This window comes from Maribacter sp. Hel_I_7, from assembly GCF_000688315.1.
GTDB classification, from domain to species: Bacteria; Bacteroidota; Bacteroidia; order Flavobacteriales; family Flavobacteriaceae; genus Maribacter; species Maribacter stanieri.
The window spans coordinates 1,753,210-1,774,370 of the sequence record NZ_JHZW01000003.1; the positions used below are offsets into that span (position 1 = coordinate 1,753,210).

The 21,161-nt window shown below is 34.0% G+C and carries 16 protein-coding genes; 6 read left to right on the forward strand and 10 right to left on the reverse strand.

Annotated elements, in window-relative coordinates:
- Positions 1–41 precede the first annotated feature (41 nt).
- Complete coding sequence (mnmA, locus tag P178_RS0119335; RefSeq protein ID WP_027067780.1) at positions 42–1,232, reverse strand: tRNA 2-thiouridine(34) synthase MnmA; 1,191 nt, start codon at positions 1,230–1,232, stop codon at positions 42–44.
- Positions 1,233–1,575: 343 nt separating this feature from the next.
- Between mnmA and P178_RS0119340 the strand changes: the two genes are divergently transcribed.
- The gene (locus tag P178_RS0119340) at positions 1,576–3,447 is read left to right on the forward strand and encodes a fasciclin domain-containing protein (protein ID WP_027067781.1); all 1,872 of its coding nucleotides are present in this window, start codon (positions 1,576–1,578) and stop codon (positions 3,445–3,447) included.
- Positions 3,448–3,988: 541 nt separating this feature from the next.
- Here the strand turns inward: P178_RS0119340 and yidC are convergent.
- The 3 genes from yidC to P178_RS0119355 all read right to left on the reverse strand — a co-directional run bounded on the left by yidC (position 3,989) and on the right by P178_RS0119355 (position 7,841).
- Positions 3,989–5,842: a membrane protein insertase YidC gene (gene yidC / locus P178_RS0119345; protein ID WP_027067782.1), complete on the reverse strand. Its 1,854-nt coding sequence runs from the start codon at positions 5,840–5,842 to the stop codon at positions 3,989–3,991.
- 68 nt (positions 5,843–5,910) lie between these two features.
- Positions 5,911–7,548, reverse strand: a complete 1,638-nt coding sequence (locus P178_RS0119350; RefSeq protein WP_027067783.1) for a CTP synthase — start codon at positions 7,546–7,548, stop codon at positions 5,911–5,913.
- A gap of 59 nt (positions 7,549–7,607) precedes the next feature.
- Positions 7,608–7,841 (reverse strand): DUF3820 family protein, encoded by a 234-nt coding sequence (locus P178_RS0119355; protein WP_027067784.1) that lies wholly within the window; start codon positions 7,839–7,841, stop codon positions 7,608–7,610.
- Between the two features lie 48 nt (positions 7,842–7,889).
- Here P178_RS0119355 and P178_RS0119360 point away from each other — a divergent pair, with 48 nt between their 5' ends.
- A complete protein-coding gene (locus P178_RS0119360; RefSeq protein ID WP_027067785.1) occupies positions 7,890–8,759 on the forward strand; it encodes a hydroxypyruvate isomerase family protein in 870 nt (289 codons plus the stop codon).
- A 72-nt stretch (positions 8,760–8,831) separates the two neighbouring features.
- On the opposite strand, the gene P178_RS0119365 is transcribed toward P178_RS0119360, so the two are convergent.
- The 4 genes from P178_RS0119365 to guaA are packed head-to-tail and all read right to left on the reverse strand — an operon-like array spanning position 8,832 to position 13,479.
- Positions 8,832–9,365: a DUF922 domain-containing protein gene (locus P178_RS0119365; RefSeq protein WP_231500573.1), complete on the reverse strand. Its 534-nt coding sequence runs from the start codon at positions 9,363–9,365 to the stop codon at positions 8,832–8,834.
- Positions 9,353–9,757 carry an OsmC family protein gene (locus P178_RS0119370; protein ID WP_027067787.1) on the reverse strand — a complete coding sequence of 135 codons (405 nt, stop codon included), beginning with the start codon at positions 9,755–9,757 and terminating at the stop codon, positions 9,353–9,355. Before P178_RS0119370 ends, P178_RS0119365 begins: the two co-directional genes overlap by 13 nt.
- Position 9,758: 1 nt before the next feature.
- Positions 9,759–11,945: a LysM peptidoglycan-binding domain-containing protein gene (locus P178_RS0119375; protein ID WP_027067788.1), complete on the reverse strand. Its 2,187-nt coding sequence runs from the start codon at positions 11,943–11,945 to the stop codon at positions 9,759–9,761.
- A 1-nt stretch (position 11,946) separates the two neighbouring features.
- Positions 11,947–13,479, reverse strand: a complete 1,533-nt coding sequence (guaA, locus tag P178_RS0119380) for a glutamine-hydrolyzing GMP synthase (RefSeq protein ID WP_027067789.1) — start codon at positions 13,477–13,479, stop codon at positions 11,947–11,949.
- Between the two features lie 73 nt (positions 13,480–13,552).
- On the opposite strand from guaA, the gene P178_RS0119385 reads away from it, so the two are divergent.
- Positions 13,553–14,278: an SIMPL domain-containing protein gene (locus tag P178_RS0119385; protein ID WP_027067790.1), complete on the forward strand. Its 726-nt coding sequence runs from the start codon at positions 13,553–13,555 to the stop codon at positions 14,276–14,278.
- Positions 14,279–14,686: 408 nt separating this feature from the next.
- Entirely contained in the window at positions 14,687–15,232 is a 546-nt protein-coding gene (locus tag P178_RS0119390) for a pyridoxamine 5'-phosphate oxidase family protein (protein WP_027067791.1), read from the forward strand.
- On the opposite strand, the gene P178_RS0119395 is transcribed toward P178_RS0119390, so the two are convergent.
- Entirely contained in the window at positions 15,229–16,602 is a 1,374-nt protein-coding gene (locus P178_RS0119395) for an ArnT family glycosyltransferase (protein WP_027067792.1), read from the reverse strand. The genes P178_RS0119390 and P178_RS0119395 overlap by 4 nt on opposite strands.
- A gap of 2 nt (positions 16,603–16,604) precedes the next feature.
- Positions 16,605–18,209, reverse strand: coding sequence for a bacillithiol biosynthesis cysteine-adding enzyme BshC (gene bshC, locus P178_RS0119400; protein ID WP_027067793.1), 1,605 nt, complete (start codon positions 18,207–18,209; stop codon positions 16,605–16,607).
- A gap of 171 nt (positions 18,210–18,380) precedes the next feature.
- On the opposite strand from bshC, the gene P178_RS0119405 reads away from it, so the two are divergent.
- Together P178_RS0119405 and P178_RS0119410 are read left to right on the forward strand one after the other, a co-directional pair.
- Positions 18,381–20,834: a M14 family metallopeptidase gene (locus P178_RS0119405; protein ID WP_027067794.1), complete on the forward strand. Its 2,454-nt coding sequence runs from the start codon at positions 18,381–18,383 to the stop codon at positions 20,832–20,834.
- 8 nt (positions 20,835–20,842) lie between these two features.
- Entirely contained in the window at positions 20,843–21,037 is a 195-nt protein-coding gene (locus P178_RS0119410; protein ID WP_027067795.1) for a DUF4177 domain-containing protein, read from the forward strand.
- Positions 21,038–21,161: the final 124 nt, after the last annotated feature.

The window sequence follows — 21,161 nt, forward strand, 5'->3', positions numbered from 1 at the left end:
TTCTTAAAGTGTCTATTCACCTAAAAAAAGATACCTCTAATTTAAGAAATTACGCCCGAACCAATAAGATCATCTTCTAAATACCAAGCTACAAACTGACCTTCGGTAATTGCAGATTGCATCTCTTTAAAATCAACATACATACCACCTTCAACCCTATAAATTGTTGCTTCTTGTAATTCTTGACGGTATCTAATTCTTGCTTTTACCGCTAACTTTTCATCAATTTTCAATGCCAAATCTTGACGTACCCAATGTATTTCATCATCGTTTACAAATAATGTTCGTCTGTACAATCCGGGGTGCGCTTTACCTTGACCGGTATAAATGATATTTTCGTTAACATCAGTATCTATTACAAACAATGGTTCTTTAGTACCTCCTACATGCAACCCTTTACGTTGCCCTTTGGTGAAATAATGTGCACCTTGATGTTCACCAACAACTTTACCATCAGTTAAATGATAGACTGGTTTCTCCGCATAAAACTCTAATTCAGACTTTTTATCTGAAAAATTGGGTGTTTCTCTGTCGTATGTGTCAAAAGCTGCAGGCACCTCTACTATTTTACCCGTTTTAGGTTTTAATTGCTGTTGTAAAAATTCTGGCAATCTTACCTTACCTATAAAACACAAACCTTGTGAATCTTTTTTATCTGCAGTAATTAAATTCATTTTCGCAGCAATTTCCCTTACCTGTGGCTTGGTCAACTCCCCTATTGGGAACAAAGTTTTTGATAATTGCTCCTGCGATAATTGACATAAAAAGTAAGATTGATCTTTATTTCCATCCTTACCTGCCAGTAATTGATAAGTCTCTGTACCGTCAGAATTTTGTAAAGTTCCTTTTCTACAATAATGACCTGTAGCTACATAATCTGCACCTAACTGCATTGCAATTTTCATAAAGACATCAAACTTTATCTCTCTATTACAAAGCACATCTGGGTTTGGGGTACGCCCCATTTCGTATTCCTTGAACATATAATCAACTATACGCTCTTTATATTCAGCACTTAAATCTACTGTTTGAAATGGAATACCCAATTTCTCAGCGACAATAAGTGCATCATTACTATCCTCTAACCACGGACATTCTTCTGATATCGTAACCGAATCATCGTGCCAATTCTTCATAAATAAGCCAATAACCTCATAACCTTGCTCTTTTAGCAAGTATGCCGCTACGCTTGAGTCTACTCCTCCAGAAAGTCCTATTACTACTTTTTTCATCTCTTCTACTTCGTCGTAACAAAATTACAAAATTTCATTTCAGAAAGACTTTTTTATAAGTAACAAGATTCTTTATAAGATGTAACCATCTTCTCCTTAATAATTTGAATAAAATTCTAATCTACCTATTTAAATAATAAATTATTTGTTAAACTTTTCTAAAATAATTATAAACAAAAAGTAACATTAAACATCCAGAACATATTATAAAATCAATACTTTAAAGCCCATAAAACAATAATAAAATATAATTTGCCATAATTTTTTAACATATCATTAATTTTTTAAATTATTATTTTGTTTAAGTTTGATTAATAATTGTTAAACAATAAACCTATATAACATGAAAATTCTTGGTAAAATTCTAAAATTTACGGCATTAGTAATGCTACTTATCTTTGCTGCATCATGTAGCGATGATGACAACGAAAATCCTATAATTATCGAAGATGACGATAATATTGTTGAAGCTGCTCAAAAAACAAGTTCTTTAAGTTCTTTAGTTGCGGCTCTATCGAAAGCTGATGAAAGTACAAATAACGACTTAATTACCGCTTTAAGTAGTGAAGGTCCTTTTACAGTATTAGCTCCAACAAATGAAGCCTTTACAGATTTATTAGCTCGTTTGGATGGATTTGATTCTTTAGACGATTTTAATAACGAACAGTTACAAGATTTGTTAGCGACTATTCTAACCTATCACGTTGTACCTGGTACAGCAGTAAGTTCTAGTGAATTAACCGCAGGACAATCTATTACTACACTACAGGGCGAAAACCTAACTGTAAGCTTAACAGATGGCGTAACCTTTACAGATGCTGCTGGAGAAATAGCCACGGTAACTACAGCTGATGTAGAAACAGAAAACGGCGTTGTACATATTATTGATAAAGTATTAATTCCACAAGCTGCTTTAGATGCATTAAGTAATGTATTATTAGTATCTATTACAGATTTAGCGGTTTCTGTACCCAGCCTAAGTATTTTGGTAGATGCATTAGTTGCAGCTGATGGAGACTTACCAACAGTACTAGCAAATGATGGTCCTTTTACCGTATTTGCCCCAACAAATGATGCATTTGAAGCATTTTTAATGGCTAATGATTTTAATAGTCTGGATGACATCCCAACAGAGATACTTACACAAGTATTACTGAACCATGTAGTGGCTGGTACTAATTTATCTACGGATTTAAGCAGCGGTTATGTTTCTACACTTTCTACTGCAGGTGCAAACGATGCTAATCTAAGCATGTTCATTAATACAAAAGACGGTGTAACATTAAACGGAAATTCTACAGTTACCGCAGCGGATAATAAAGCAATAAATGGTGTTGTACATGTTGTTGATGCCGTAATTGGACTTCCAAATATTGTAGATCATGCAATAGCTAATCCTAATTTGACATCTTTAGTTGGTGCATTGACTGCTGACAATAATACAACGTTCACTACTTTATTAACTGATTCAGAAACTGATTTCACCGTATTCGCTCCTTTGAACACAGCTTTTGAAAGTTTTACAAACCCTTCGGACAACGACTTAAATTCAATTTTAGCTTATCATGTTATATCTGGTGCAGCAGCTAATGCAGAAAGTCTTACGAATACATATTTCAATACTGCAGCTATGAATGCTGATGGAGATAATTTAAGTATTTACGTAAACATTGATGATGGAGTTACTCTAAACGGAACAAGCACTGTAGTTGCTGCCGATATTATTGCAACTAACGGAATCATCCATGCTGTAAATACAGTAATTGATTTACCAACAGTAGTTACTTTCGCAACCGCAGATCCTAACTTTAGTTCACTTGTAGGAGCGTTGACAGCTGTAGATCAACCAGATTTTGTTAGTGTTTTAAGAACGCCTAACGGTACTGACCCAGCACCTTTCACCGTATTTGCGCCTACTAACGGAGCATTTGCCAATTTAGCAGAAGTACCTAGTGGAGATGCTTTAACTGCTGTTTTAAATCATCATGTTATCGCAGGTGCTAATATCGTGTCTGGAGATTTAAGCAACGGATTAACATCGCCTGCCACATTAGAAGGCGACACCTTAACTTTTACAATAGATGGTGACAATATTGTTACCATAACAGATGGTTCAGGTAATTCTGAAATTGGAATTATTGCTGTTGATGTTCAAGCTAATAATGGTGTTATACATGCCATTGACACAGTAATGATACCAGATACAACAAACTAATCTATACCTTTTATTCAAAACTCAAAAAGCCGCATAATGCGGCTTTTTTTACATTTTATATCGTTGTATTTTAAAAACTTGATAAGTAAGAGATTCATACTAAATGTACATTCTTTAATTTATCAAACGAAATACTATGTTCTAAATATGGTTTAAATGTTTGATCCTACCTCAATTACAATCATATAGAAATACTCCTAATTCAATATACTATTCTTTAACAACTTATTAAAAAGTCTTAATCCCTTAAAATTAATACCATACAATTATAAGATATATTCAATTCTTTACTACATCCTATTAAATTCAATGAACATGAAATAACCTATACTCTTACTCGTTTTCTTTATGCCTAAAAATTGCTAACAACAGCATATACTCCTTTAACATACAATATGTCACCCTTGACAACTAACTTTTTATAGAACTTAAAATAAATCACATATTTACCATCCCAAATCTTACCAAACCAACCTTAACAAATGGTAAAAGCCCTTTCAAATTTGAAAGGGCTTTTCTTTTATATAATAACGTATAATTTTTAATTCTTTTTCTGCGCTTCTGCCTGTTCCATCATTTCACGCATTTTCTTTTGAAACTTGTTCTCTTTCTTAGGTTTCTTTTTATTCTCTTGTATTTGGGCATGAATTTTATCATTATCGAGAATAAAATTCTTAATCACTAGCATAATACCAATAGTAATAGTATTAGAAACAAAGTAATACAAACTTAAACCACTCGCATAATTATTGAAGAAAATCAACATCATAAATGGCATTAGGTACATGATAAATTTCATGTTAGGCATACCTGGTTGTGTTGGCATGTTTTGTCCTGTAGTCATCATCATATAGAAAAAGATTGCTATGGATGCCAAAATTGGAAACAAACTAACGTGATCTCCGTAAAACGGAATAGAGAATCCTTCAGGAAATTGATATATAGTATCAAAAGATGAAAGGTCATCTGCCCATAAAAATGATTTCTGACGTAATGCAAATGATGTTGGGAAGAACATGAACAATGCATAGAATATAGGCATTTGTATGACTGCAGGTATACAACCACTCATAGGACTTACACCAGCCTTACCATATAATTTCATGGTTTCTTGCTGCTTTTTCATAGCATTGTCTTTGTACTTCTCTCCTAACTCTGTAATCTCCGGCTTCAACACCTTCATTTTCGCTTGAGACAAGTAAGACTTATACGTAACCGGTGACATTGCTAAACGAACTAAAATTGTCATTATAATAATAGCAATACCATAAGGAAAATAAGTACTAATTAAAGAGTAGAAAGGTGTAAATACATAGCGGTTGATCCAACCAAATATTCCCCATCCAAAAGGAATGGAATCAACCAAACCTAAATCTTCATATTTGGATAATGTTTCAACATCTGTTGGACCAAAATACCAATGTAAATCTTTTGCAATTTCACCACCTTCTAAATCTACTGGTAGTTTAGAAGCATATTCTTTTGTAAAACCAAAAGTTCTACTTTCTTCTTCCACTAAATTAACCGAAGTTAAATCGCCACTTTTAAATGGTTGATCAGCAGCTAGAATACTACTAAAGAAATGCTGTCTGTAAGAAATCCATTTTACATCTTCTTCCGTTTCTTCATCATCACTACCCTCTGACAGTTTACTAATTTTACCATCTTCATGATTATACGTTAAACGTGTATAACGATTTTCGTACTCTATACTTTTAGAATGACGTATACCCTTTAATTTCCAGTCTAATTGCACTGGCTTGCTAGAGCTTATTACGTTATCCAATCCTTTAGATTTAATAGTAAAATCTACCAAATAATCATTTGGCTTCATTACATATTTATATTCTAAATATTGATTACTAGAAGTCTTGGCTTTTAATGACAATACTTGATTACCATTGTCTTTTGTTATTGAAGGCTCAAAAAATAAATCTTGAGTATTCAACACTCTATTATCAGATGTAGAAAAATCTAATCCAAATGAAGCATTACCATCTTTAATCAAATAAACAGGAACAGAATCATAAGTAACGAATTGTTTCATTTTCGCTTCTACAATCTGTCCACCTTTATTACTGATTTTCAATAAAAGAACTTCATTCTCTATAGTTGTTGTTGCATTAGAAGGTTTTGTAAAACCAAAAGCACCAAGTTTACCTTGGTAATTAGCAACTGCAGTTGAATCTTGTAAATCTAACTGAGGAACATCATTAATAACAGTTTCTGTTTCTGAATTTACTGATGCTTTTGCAGCCTCTACTTGTTCTTGCTTTGCCTTTTCTGCCTCCAACTCTTCTGGAGTAGGTTGATTTTGGTAAAACATGAAGATGAGTATTCCGAAAATAAGCACGAAGCCTATTATGGATTGTACATCAAATTTCTTTTCTTCCATGTGGTATTTCTAATTAATTGGGAATATTTGAATTTTTAAGAAAGCAAATATATGTCCAAATATGATGTTTATGCCATTGTGGCATTAGTTTGTCTCTTTTTGTACTCTAAAGCTGCCTTAACTAAGCCTACAAATAAAGGATGCGGATTAGCTACGGTACTTTTATACTCTGGATGATATTGTACGCCAATAAACCAAGGATGATCTTTTAACTCAACAATTTCAACCAAATTGGTTTCCTTATTAAAGCCAGTTGCATATAAGCCTGCATTTTCTAATTGCTCTAAATAAGCATTATTAAATTCATACCTATGACGATGACGCTCAGATATTTGAGAATCTCCATTATACATTTTCTTAACTAAGCTATCATCTTTTAATTCACAGTCCCAAGCCCCTAAACGCATAGTACCTCCTTTATCGGTAATACTCTTTTGCTCTTCCATAATACTTATTACCGGATCAGGAGTCTTATCATCCATCTCGGTAGAGTTTGCTTGGGCAAGACCTAACACATTACGTGCATATTCTATTACCGCCATTTGCATACCTAAACAGATACCTAAAAAAGGAATATTATTAACACGTGCATATTCTACAGCTTTCACTTTACCTTCAATACCACGCTCACCAAAACCTGGAGCAACCAAAATAGCGTCTAAGCCTTTTAATTTATTTTCGTAATTATCGGCAGTTATATATTCTGAATGAACAGATTTTACATTCACCTTCACTTCGTTAGAAGCTCCTGCATGTATAAATGCCTCTAAAATAGATTTATATGAATCTTGAAGCTCCACATATTTACCTACCAAACCAATAGTAACTTCGTTCTTTGGGTTCTTGTGTCTTACCAAAAATTCGTTCCAGCGCGTTAAATCCGGTTCTACCGTATTTGGTAATGCCAATTTCTGCAATGTAACAGTATCAAGACCTTCTTCTTGCATTAACAATGGTACATCATAAATGGTAGATGCATCAATACTCTGTATAACAGCTTCTCGCTTAACATTACAGAAAAGCGCCAATTTATCCTTTATCTCGTTAGAAATTTCATGCTCTGTTCTGCATACAAGAATATCGGCTTTTATACCGCTTTCCATTAAAGTTTTTACAGAGTGTTGGGTTGGTTTTGTTTTTAATTCACCCGCTGCAGATAAATAAGGCACCAAGGTCAAATGAATAACAATTGCGTTATTATCACCTAACTCCCAAAGTAATTGACGAACCGCTTCTATATAAGGTAGCGACTCTATATCCCCTACAGTACCACCAATTTCGGTGATAATAATATCATATTCACCACTATTACCTAGCAACTGAACACGTTCTTTAATTTCGTTAGTTATATGGGGAACTACTTGTACCGTCTTACCTAAAAATTCTCCTCTACGCTCTTTTTCAATTACGCTTTGGTAAATTCTTCCGGTGGTAACATTATTAGCTTGTGAGGTTCTAACATTTAAAAAACGCTCATAATGACCAAGGTCTAAATCGGTTTCTGCACCATCATCCGTAACATAACATTCGCCATGCTCATAAGGGTTTAGTGTTCCTGGATCTACATTAATATAAGGGTCCAGCTTTTGAATGGTAGTTTTGTAGCCGCGAGATTGCAGTAATTTCGCCAAAGATGCAGCAATGATGCCTTTTCCTAATGATGAAGTAACGCCTCCCGTAACGAAGATGTATTTGGTTTGTGCCATGTATCGAATTCTATGTTACGGGACACAAAGTTACAAATTGAGGTTAGAACTTAAAGGGTTTACTTAGGAAAATGTTTTTGTATTTTTCGAATTATGGATTCTAGCCCATTTGTTCGGATTTCTAGCGCAGAACGCAACAAATCTCCTAATTTACCATCAGGAAATCCTTTTTGTTGAAACCATACTAAATAGTATTCTGGTAAATCTATCAAATATCTACCCTTATACTTACCGAACGGCATACGGTAATGGGCTAATTCTATCAACTTTTCCTTATCAGGTTTTATTTCCATTTTTAAAACTAAAAAAATTATCTTTAAGGAATCAACAACTCACACAACATGAAAAGAAGAAATTTTATTGGAACCTCAGCAGCTGCTTCTGTGGGATTCTTAACTACTTCAGCTGCAATAGCGAACAATAGAAAAACCGATACTACAGCTAAATTAAAGTACAATATTAATCATAGCGTTTGTTATTGGTGCTATGGAACCATCCCTTTTGAAGATTTTTTAAAAAATTTAGTGGAACTTGATATTCGGTCTATTGATTTGGTAGGACCTGATGAATTTCCTCTTCTCAAAAAATATAACATTCACGCATCTATGTGCTGGGGTGCTGGCATGGGCATTGAAAAAGGATGGAACGACCTCTCTTTACATGAAGAGTTAATTGCAGATTACGAAAGAGTAATACCCTTAGTTGCCGAAGCCGGATATACTAATCTAATTTGTTTTAGTGGTAATAGAAATGGAATGGATGATTTGGTAGGGTTAAGAAATTGCGCCAAAGGACTAAGACAATTAATGCCATTAGCAGAAAAACACGGTGTAGTTCTACAAATGGAGCTTTTAAATAGTAAAGTAAATCATAAGGACTATATGTGCGACACTTCTGAATGGGGTGTATCTCTTTGTGAGACCATAGGTTCTGAAAACTTTAAATTACTATATGATATTTACCACATGCAAATTATGGAAGGTGATATTATAAGAAATATACAAGACTATCATCAATACTACGGGCACTACCATACAGGCGGTAACCCAGGTAGACATGAGATTGATGAAACTCAAGAAATTTTTTACCCTGCCGTAATGAAGGCTATCTTAAAAACTGGCTATACTGGGCACGTAGCTCAAGAATTTGTACCAAGTTGGGATGATAAATTAGCTGCATTAAAGCAAGGGGTTAACATTTGTGATGTTTAACGCGTGAGCATCTTTAAAATAAAAAAGCACCACAATTAGAGGTGCTTTTTTATTTATGGATTACTAAAAATTTTATTTTTTTAAAGCCGCCTCTATCTCTTTTACCCAACGTTCTTGAACAGGTAAGTTTCTAGAGTAATTGGTTTCTGAATCGTATTTATTTTGAAAATCATTCAGCTGGCGAATTGTTGCTTTATAGATTTTTTTAATCTCCTCTTTTATGTTTTTGGTAAATTTTGTCTCGGCTAATTGCTTACGCATTTTACGTGCGTAGAGCTCGGTAATATCAAAATGTAATTGCTCATGGAGTAAAGTAACCTCATTACACAACTTAGGTTTATACCAAGATTTTGTAGGATAAAAATAGGCATATACGTTATAATCAATCTTTAATTCATCATTTTCGTAATATGTAGAAAAGCGATATGTTATACCACTTGCTGTGGTCGCTGCCGCGCCAGATGTTATTGGCACATCGCCTTTAAAATCGTTCCAAGTAAATCTAAAATCAGGTTCCCAAGACACTACTTCTTGACACTGAACATATGGGATGGTCAGCGTTGCCAATAAAACTAGAATTAAATGCGCCTTTTTTATAAGTCCCAATTATAAGTGATTACTTTCTCTATATCTGGATGTAAACTATAGTGCACAGGACAAGTATTAGCAGTGTGCACTAAAATTTTTCTATTCTTATCTGATATTTCTTTTGGCAAATGTACCTCAACCTCAATTTTAGATATTCTTCTTGGAGAAGCTGCCATATGCTTGGTAACTGATGCTGTAGTGCCTTTTAAGTCCACTTCCAATCCGTTTGCCTTAATACCCATCATTGTTAACATACAACTAGCCAAACCTGTAGCTACCGTATCTGTAGGCGAGAATGCATGACCTAAACCATTATTATCTACTGGTGCATCTGTTACAAATGAATCATTAGATTTCAAATGAACACATTCTGTTCTTAACGCTCCGTTGTATGTAACTTTTGATGTCATGCTACTCTATTGTTTTAATTCTTAAATCATCCATCATCATTATATATGACGACTGATTATAGTATCCTGATACACCTTTTCTTTCGTAATTGAACTTATTACCGCTATACTCTGTTTCTCCTATAATTCTAGAAACGTCAACCAAATTGTTCTTATAAGCCAATTTTAACAACATATCATAAGTAAGATCAAAGCCTCTTACGGCATACTTATCTGGATCATCTCCAAAACGTGTTCTATAACGCTCAACAAAGGAATTATTAGACACTTGACGATTTACAGAAGGATACGTAAACTTCAAATTAGATAAATGTGTATTTGATATCACATCATTTTCAAATGCAGAATTCATATCTGTTGTAAACATGCGCACATTAACCTTATCCTTCCCCAATACAGGATCAAATGCTGTGTTATTGAAGGAATTTAAGATAGAAACAACACTGGAAATCAGCTTATAATTATCTGACTCTACAAAAACCCAATTTGCTACGTCATCTGAAAGTAAGGTTTGTAATTTATCTCTATTTATACCTATATTCTTTTCTTCTTCTTTTACTACAACCACTTTAGCTGTTGGAAAACGTTTAAGAATAGCATCTTTCTCTTTTTTGTTATCCTCATCTGCAATGATCAAAAGAGTTTCGTCTTTATGATTGGTTTCTACATAATCTAACATATGCTTCCACAATACCTCTTCATCAGTATATGAGAAGAATACATTATCTAAACTTATATCGCTTTTAGCAGGAACCGGAGCTACAACAGGTACATTAAACTTAGATGCTTGCACTGCCGTCTCCTTTAATGAAGCCATATCTAACGGACCAAAAACTGCACTATAACTACCTAACTGCTCTCCCTGTAATATTTGTTTAGTCTTCACCAAATCTAATTGGTTATCAAATGTTTTCACATCTATAGATACACCTAAAGATTTCATAGAATCTATTGCAATCAATGCTCCAGAATAAAGCCCTAAACTGTATTTTAAACTATTTCTATTATCAATAATTTTTTCGGTTTCCTCTTTATTGTTCAAGTCTAATTTATCTAACCTAAATGGCAATAGAAATAAGACTTTAGGAACAACTGCTACATTTATACTGTCTAATAAATTAACCTTATCCAATACCAGCGCATTTCTAACTTCAAAATCACCTACTTTATCTTTTGGTAATTTAAGAACCATTCCCGCCTTTAAACCATCCTTTAAATCTGGATTCAACTGAACCAATTCTGCCCAAGTCATTCCAAATTTTCTAGTTAATCTAAATTCATTTTGCTTTGGTTTAACCTCATAAAAGATGTAATTATCCGTATTTATTACCCCTGCTTCTACCTTTTGCTCTGGAATACGAATTACCATACCCTCTTTTAACCCACCACGTTCCGTGATTTCTGGATTAAGGCGTACTATTTCGTCTGACTTAACACCAAATTCTTTTTCTAAACGGTAGAAGTTCATTTTGGCAGGTACGGTATATGAAGTATATAATTGAGTTACTTGATTCTTTACAGTACTACCTGCAATTTTCGGCATCAACAATTCATAGCCTTCAGATAAATAATTATTGGACTTTGACAAACCAGGGTTTAATACCAACATACTGTCTATAGTGATACCGTATTTATGAGCTATACTCCACCTTGTTTCCTTTGGCGCAACTATATACTTCTCAAAATTGTCTTCATTAATACCTACCTCTTCTAATTTTGGAGCTCTATATTTTGGTATACGCAAATCCATCTTCTTTTGAAGTGGAGAAGCATACAATGTAGGATTGTATTTTTTTAACTCATCTTCGGTAATATTATACATTTGTGAAATACCAAAAATTGTTTCTCTCTTCTTAACCCTATGTTCGGTAAAACCAATGGGCTCCCTATCTGCAACAGAATCTTGAATTACATTTTTACCAAGACCACTAGTAGAATTGGAAGGCTTTGCAGCAATCTTAGCTCCCGGAACTACCAAAATTGTATTAGCCCTTAAATCTTGCCCAGACTTTATTTCCTTATTGTATTGTAAAATGCTTGCCGTAGAAACGCCATACAGTTTAGAAATACTCTCTAAAGTCTCTCCTCTTTTAACTTCATGGGTATTGAATTTTTGAGCCATTGCAGTACAAGAGACCAAAACACAAAATGCCCAAATGATGTAAACTTGATTAAATATATATTTCATACTATTCCCATTCTATTGTTGCTGGTGGCTTTGAACTTATATCATATACGACACGATTCACCCCAGGGACTTTATTAATAATATCATTTGATGTTTTCTGTAGAAACTCGTACGGTAAATTCACCCAATCCGCAGTCATACCATCGGTACTTTCTACAGCTCTAAGTGCTACACATTTCTCATATGTACGCTCGTCACCCATTACACCAACACTATTTACAGGTAATAACATAGCACCTGCCTGCCATACCTTATCATATAAATCCCACTTCTTTAAACCATCAATAAAAATTGCATCTACTTCTTGTAAAATAGCCACCTTCTCTGGGGTTATATCACCTAAAATACGAATAGCCAAACCTGGACCTGGAAATGGATGTCTACCCAACAAAGCTTTATCTATACCTAAGCTAGCTCCTACTCTTCTTACCTCATCTTTAAACAACATTTTTAATGGCTCCACTACTTTCAATTTCATGAAATCTGGTAAACCACCAACATTGTGATGACTCTTTATAGTTTGTGACGGACCACCAGTTGCAGAAACCGATTCTATAACATCTGGATAAATAGTACCCTGAGCCAACCATTTTGCATTTTCGACTAAATGAGATTCATCATCAAAAACTTCTATAAATACACGACCTATGGTTTTTCTTTTTGTTTCTGGATCACTCTCTCCTGCTAAATCATCCAAAAAACGTGCCGAAGCATCAACTCCTTTTACATTTAACCCCATACCCTCGTATTGCTTTAATACGTCAGCGTACTCATTCTTTCTTAAAAGACCATTATTTACGAAAATACAGTGAAGATTTTTTCCAATTGCCTTATGTAATAGAACAGCTGCCACAGAAGAATCTACTCCACCAGACAATCCTAAAATCACCTTTTCATCGCCAATCTTTTCTTTTAACTCCGCTACTGTTTTATCTACAAAAGCATCTGGAGTCCAAGTTTGCTCCATTCCAGCAATATTCACCAAAAAGTTCTCTAAAACTTGTTTGCCATCTTTAGAATGATACACTTCCGGATGAAACTGTATAGCATAGGTTTCTTCACCTTCAAACTTAAAAGCAGCATTCTCTACGTCATGTGTGCTTGCCAACAACGTTGTGTTCTCTGGCAGATGCTTAATAGTATCGGCATGACTCATCCATACTTGGCTACCTGTGCTTACTTTATCAAAAAATGGTTCGTTTTCCTTAATAAAGCTAAGGTTAGCACGACCATATTCTCTTGTATTAGATTTTTCTACACTACCACCATGAAAATGTGCCAAATACTGCGCGCCATAACAAACGCCTAATAATGGTTTTTTACCACGAATTTCAGACAAGTCTGGGTGAACGGCATCTTCACCTCTAACTGACAAAGGAGATCCAGAAAGGATTACCGCTGTATACTCAGAAAGATCTTCAGGTAGTTTATTATAAGGTTTAATTTCAGAGAAAATATTAAGCTCACGTACGCGTCTTCCAATCAATTGGGTATACTGTGAACCGAAATCTAGTATCAGGACTTTATTTTGCATGGGCAAAAATAGCAAATTGACCGTTCTTGAAAAGGATCTTTTGTTATATTTAGATTCGATTTAAATATTTTTTATGAAACACCTTAGTGCATTTATTTTTGGAGCGGCTATTATCATAGCTGCTTATTTTTTGGGCAACGCTTATATTCAAAGGGCAAACCCTCCACAAATGATATCCGTTACGGGCTTAGGTAACGAAAATTTTACCTCTGATCTAATTGTTTGGGAAGGTCAATTTTCTACTTCCAGTACAGTTCTTAAAACTGCTTTTGACCAACTAAACGGGGATAAAGAGATTGTTCGTCAATATTTAATCTCTAAAGGTATAGATGCAAGCAGCATAATATTCAATAGTGTTCAGACCACTGAAATGCGCGACAACCAATATGAAAACGGTAATTATATAGGTAGCATATTTAGAGGTTATCAATTAATGCAGACTTTAAAAATAGAATCTGAAGACGTTGCTTTGATTGAAGGCGTATCTAGAGAAATAACAGAGCTATTAAATAAAGGTGTGCAATTTAACTCATCACCACCAAGATATTATTATACCAAATTAGCCGATTTAAAAATTGAAATGATTTCAAAAGCTACTGAAGATGCAAGAATACGCGCTGAAAAAATTGCAGAAAATGCAGGAAGTAATTTAGGCGACCTAGTATCTGCCAATATGGGGGTATTTCAAATAACAGGGCAAAATTCTGGTGAAGATTATAGCTGGGGCGGTGCTTACAATACCTCATCTAAAAACAAAACAGCATCAATTACCATGCGCTTAGAATATAAGGTCAAGTGATAGTACTACTTTGATCAATAGCATTTACTGATCTGGGAAAGAATAAATTAAGAACATATCTACTCCCTATATATAAGATAAACATATTACATACAAAAGCCCGGTAATCACCCGGGCTTTTAATTCAACCAATCATCAAATCGAATACTTTAAAAAATCTTTTTCATAACAATTTGTATTCTACACCTAAGTCGGTATCAAATAAATATCCTTACAATATTATTTTAAAAAAGTAAAAGCCCAGGAACCACCCCGAGCTTTCAACTAAATTAAAAACCAAATTTAAACCAAAAGCCTTAAATTGAACCTAATCAATTTCTTTTCACAGCTATCATCTATATAACAACCAACTGATCAATTATCCTACCCATAAATCCATTTATTTTTACCTTAATATAAATTAGTAATTTGATTGATTCATTTTTTGAAGAATTAAATAATGAAATTAAAAAGGGCGTAACCGAAAAAGAGCATCCTTTTAGATTTATTACTATGGCAACTGTGGGGAATGAGCCTGTAGCCCGTCTACGCACGGTTGTTTTGCGAGAGGTCTCAAAAGAATTAATCTTAAGTGTTTACACAGATAACCGTACCGAGAAAATACAGCATATTAAAATGAACAATTTAGTTAGCTTTTTACTTTACCACCCAGAAAAAATGTTGCAATTGAAAGTAGAAGGTATAGCCAACATAGTAACAGATACCAAAAGGCTTACTGCTACTTGGAACAATATTCAGCCAAATAGTAGAAAAGATTACATAACGGATAATAGTCCAGGTAGTTTTATTAAAAACCCTGAGCATGTAGAATATTTAGAAGACCAAAATTACTTTACTATTTTAGATATTACGCCTACTAAAATTGAATATTTAAAACTTCAAAGACCCAATCATATTAGAGTTCTTTTTGTAAAAACCAATGATAAATGGAATGGGGAATTTTTAGTTCCTTAATTTTTATAGAAATATAGATTTTCCATATCCTTACCAAAAACAATTAGACTATCTATAGCCGTGGTCTGCTTTACTACTGATGGATTAATGGTTATTTCAATTTCCCTTTTATGTTTTATTTTTAATGCTGTTAATGAATAATCGTCTGCAGAAAGTATTATTCTGTCAGTATTTAACAAACGCACATTACCGGCATAGGTCACATTTGGAAGCACCCATTGATATTCATCATAATTCTGCTGCAATTTACTGGCAACTGGCTCAAATCCAAAATGTACAGATGAAGGTATGTTCAATACCTTTTCTATTGGCGTTCTAATGGTTTGAACAGCTATTACAGCAATAAAAACCCAATACCCAACAGCAACTAATTTCGTGTTATTCTTAAAATTAACTGTTTCTATCAACAGAACTACAAAAGGAATAAAGAGCGGCAGCAACCACCTAGTCTCTACTTTCTGACTTTTAAAAATGAAAAAAAACACCCCTAAGACCAGTAATTGCGCAAAGAACATTTTCATAAACCAGTTTATTTTTAACCTATTGAAACTCGCGTTTTTTAAGAAATAGCCTATACCAATAACTACAAGAATAGGGAACAATAAAGCAAACAAGCCTTTTAAATAAATTAAAATAGGTAGTAACGAAAAAACCGATTCCGAATCTTCCATTCCTATTTTCTCTTCTACACTAGAGGTCAAAAAAGTTTGAAATTCGTCAGGACCCAGTAACCAATAAACATGTGGGGCTATCAATAAAACAGAAACGAAAATTGATACCAGTATTTTTGTATTGAAAACTATAGCTCTCAATTCCTTATCCCACAAAGCAACCAGAGCAAAGGTTACTAGAAAAAATGCATAGTTATATTTGGAAAGTAACCCTACACCTACTATTAAACCTAAAAACAAATAGTTTAATACTGACTTACGCTCTACTAAAAGCTGCAAAGAATAGTAAGAGGCTACTATGCAAAGGCACAATAAGCTTGTATGAGAAAGTCTACGGAAAGTAAAATCGATAAACACAGGTACTAAAGCCAAGGCTAAAACAGCTAGTTTAGATTGATCTTCATTTTGTATTCTAAACTTTGAAAACCGATACATCAGCAACAATGTAGACGCAAATAAAAGCCCTCTTAAAATTGAAAAAGAAATTTTACTAACACCAAATATAGAATTAAAGCCATACTGCAACCATGTGTATAGCGGTGGTTGATCATCATAACCCCAGCGAAGCCATTGAGAATAGTACGCTTGCTCAGCATCTTCTAACTCTAGTGCACTTTTAAAGAATGTAATACCAGTTATGGCAAGAAAGGAAAAAATAGCAAGTACGGTTATCTTATTTAGAAACACGTTTTTGCCCATATTTAATCTTGTGTAATGACCGTGATACTTAAATTTAATGGCTCTAAGGCATTAAATAACATAGGCACTAAACCTTCACCATATTCTAAATAAAACTCAGAAAAATTTGATTGTCTTTCCTGCAAAGATTGGTTTGGAAAAATTTCGTTCTGTAGTTCGGTCATACGAACAACATGGTCTTTTAATTTTTTCTTTTGTGCTTGCAGTAGTCTTTTCTCTAAAGCATCCAAACCTTTTTTCTGCTTTACTTCTTGGGCTTTTACCGCACCTATAAATGATTTATCTGTCCTTTCGGCTAGTGCATACATTTCTTTAAACTGCTCTTCTAATAATTTCTTTTGTGGAGAAAAGTCAATGTCAATATTTGATATCTCTCTAATCTTCTTATTGATCAAGCTATTTTGCTTTAAAAATATATCTGATTTTGAGATATTCATTCGCTCTAGCTTGTCCGCTTGCTTTCCAGTTATAATCAAGGCTGAATTTCGAACCAATAAAATTGGAAACGGAACATTCATGGCTTCAAAAGCAGTTTTCAATTCTAACCAATAGGCTATTTCTCCGCCTCCGCCTATATAACATAGGTTAGGCAAAATAACTTCTTGATATAAAGGTCTGGCGATTACATTAGGTGAAAACCGTTCTGGATGTGTATCCATCTCATAAATCAATTCTTCTTTTGTAAAAGAAATGTTGGTGTCGTTTACAACATACGCTCCTTTACTCTCTATAATACGTTCACGAATTCCTTCTTTTAAATAGAAATAATTGATTTCACGAGGATTTACTTGAACAGGATAATCTGTAGAAATCTGCTCTATTTCCTTAATTGTCTCCGAAACTTTATCAAAAGCGGTTTGCTCAAAAATATCTTTCTTCATATATGGAACAAGCGACTTTTTTAAGTCGATATCATCACCATCTACAATTACTAATCCGTAGTCCTTAAAGATTTCATTCGCTAAATAACGAGTTGCATCCGTTAAGTTATTATGCTTTAAGTAAGCTTCTTCGAAAAGTTGCTTTAATACATTTGCATTTTTACTATCTCCTATTGACTTTGCAAATAGCGTAAAAACCTCATCTAAACCTTCTGTAGTCAAATGACCAACAGCACCCGAAGCTTCTTTATTCCATTGAAATTTCAATCCTTTAAAATTGAAATAATTTATTTCATCAAAATCATGATCCTCTGTAGCCATCCAATAAACAGGCACAAATTTAGAATTTGGATATTCCTTTTTTAATTGTGTTGTTAAATTGATAGTGGAAATAATCTTATAAAGAAAGTACAACGGACCGGTAAATAGATTTAATTGGTGCCCCGTAACTATGGTAAACGTATTTTTCTCTTTTAATAGCTCAATATTGGTAGCCGTACCTTCAGAAGTATCGGTATTCTTATATTGCTTTTGCATAGAAGCATGCAGCACATTTCGCTGGACTTGGGAAAAATGCTTCCCTTTTTCTTCTAATTGCCCTTTGAAACCTTCAACATCGGGAAACCGATTATATAATGGTTTAAGTTTAGCATCCTTAGCAATGTAGTCGCAAATTAATTTCGAAAAATAGCCCGTTTTTGCAATGGGCAAACAATCAATATCCATATAAAAAGTAAATACGTGGTAAATATAAAACCCTTTCGTTTTACATTTCCTAAATATAAGTTAATTACCACTAGTATTAAAAACCCAATTACTCGGCGAAATACATCACAAATCAATGTCATTTTATAATTATTTTAATAGATTTGGATGACTCAGAACACAAATAACTATATGAAACTAATTTTACGCTACGCATTACTTTTAATGCCACTTTTAGGTTTAGCTCAGTTAAAATCTCCGTCGGAGTTTTTAGGGTACGAACTAGGAACACAATTTACAAGACACCATGAGGTCGTTGATTATTATCAATATTTAGCAGAAGCTGAACCTCAACGTATGAAGCTTATTGAATACGGTAAAACCAATGAACGCAGGCCTTTATTATTGGCTACTATTTCTACCAAAGAAAATATGCAAAACCTTGACAAAATTAGGGAAGAGCATATGAAAGGATTAAATGGCGAGGGCACACCAGACAAGGCAATTGTATGGCTTAGCTATAATGTTCATGGTAATGAGAGTGTTAGTACAGAGGCTTCAATGCAAACCATTTATGATTTATTTACAAGCAAAAGTAGTTACCTAGAAAACATTGTAGTTTTAATTGACCCATGTATTAACCCTGACGGACGGGATCGTTACGTTAACTGGTACAATCAATTTAAAAATTCACCTAACCAAGTAGACCCTAATAGCAAGGAGCATCATGAAAACTGGTGGAGCGGCCGTAGCAACCACTACATGTTCGATTTAAATAGAGATTGGGCCTGGTTAACACAAGTTGAAAGTCAACAACGTTTAAAGCAGTTTAATAAATGGTTGCCTCACGTACACGTAGATTTTCACGAACAAGGCGTAGATAATCCATATTATTTTGCTCCTGCCGCAGAGCCATTTCATGAGGTTGTAACCGATTTTCAAAGAGAATTTCAAAAAACTATCGGTAAAAATCATGCCAAATATTTTGATGAAAACGGTTGGTTTTATTTTACTAAAGAAGTATTTGACCTACTTTATCCAAGTTATGGTGACACCTACCCTACTTACAACGGTGGTATCGGTATGACCTACGAACAAGGTGGTAGTGGTCGTGCAGGTTTAGGCATTATAACCAGTATTGGCGACACACTTACATTAAAAGATAGAATTGCGCATCACCATACTACAGGTTTATCTACTGTAGAGGTAGCGGCAAACAATGTGAACAAATTAAATGATGAGTTTAAAAAATTTCATCTTAAAAAAGATTTCAAATATAAAAGCTATGTCCTTAACGGTAATCCTGATAAGCTAGAATTATTGACCAACCTGTTAAGCAAGCACGAAATTGAATACAAAGCTGGCAGTAATAGTTCCGTAAAAGGTTACAACTATGCTACAGGAAAAATTAGCTCTTTGAAAACAAGCGACAAAAGTATTGTCATTTCAACAGATCAGGCAAAGGGCACATTGGTTAAGGTATTGTTTGAGCCAATGGCAAAACTAAGCGACTCTGTTACTTATGACATTACAGCATGGTCTCTGCCCTATGCTTACGGAGTTAATGCAATTGCTAGTGAAAGTAGTTTTAATGGAACAACTGCTGTAAACAGCAAACCAGAACTTAAAGGTGTAGCAGCAAATAGTTATGCTTATTTAGCAGACTGGAACAGCATGAAAGATGCCAGATTCTTAGCTGAATTATTACGCAATAAAGTACGTGTGCGTTATGCTCATAAACCATTCACAGTAGATGGAATTGCTCATGAACGTGGCACATTAATTATCACTAAAAGCGACAACAAAAACCTTAAAAATTTCAACAAAATTTTAAGTACAGCCTCTAAGAATCATAATAAAAATCTTATCTCTACCAACACCGGTTTTGTTGAAAGTGGAAAAGATTTTGGCTCTAGTTATGTTGATGTTATTCAAAGTTTAAATATTGCAGTACTTTCTGGAGAGCCGACCTCTACCCTTCGTTTTGGTGAAATATGGAACTTCTTTGAACAACAATTAGACTACCCTATTTCTGTATTGGATGAAGATTATTTTGCGAGAGTTGACCTTGCCAAATATGATATATTGATTTTACCTGATGGTAGAGGGTACAATAGTTTTTTAACCACTTACACTAAAGAAAAAATTAAAGATTGGGTAAAACATGGAGGTAAGCTAATTGCCATGGGTGGCGCAATTGATGGTATTACCGCATCTGACGATGATTTTGATTTGAAGGAAAAAGAAATAAAAAAAGACTCCTCAGATACCATTGGATCTTTTGAAATTTCTGAAAGAGAGCAGATAAAATCTACAATTACTGGAGCTATTTTTAAAGCGACAGTAGATAACACCAACCCACTAGCTTATGGTTACGACGACACCTACTTTACTTTAAAATTGGGCGCGCGTTCTTATAAGTACTTAGATAACGGTAGTGCTGTATATTTAAGTGAGGGAGATAACGAACCAATATCTGGTTTCGCGGGAAGTGAGGCAAAGAAAAAAATAGCAGAAACATTAATTTTCGGAACCGAAGAAATGGGGCGTGGACAAGTAATTTACATGGTAGACAATCCGCTTTTTAGAGGTTTCTGGGAAAATGGGAAATTATTTTTTGCCAACGCATTATTCATGGTTAAATAGATAATATCATGAAAGAATATAAAGTTGAAACCTTAATATACTATTCAAAACTAACCTTTGATAAATTTCATATTGTTGATACTTCAAACAAGGAAATTCAAGAAAAGCTAGATAGTTATGCAAAAGAGGGATGGCGTTTAGTCTCAACAGATGCCTCCAATTTTGGTGCGGCAATGTATATATATTTATATTTTGAGCGGTAACTATCTTTTATAGATTTTCGCTTAAAAATGAATATTTTTTATATCCCTGAAACAATTATAATCGTTTCAGGGATATTTTATTTTAACGTACAGAAATTTCTTTCCAACATATTCACATCTTTTA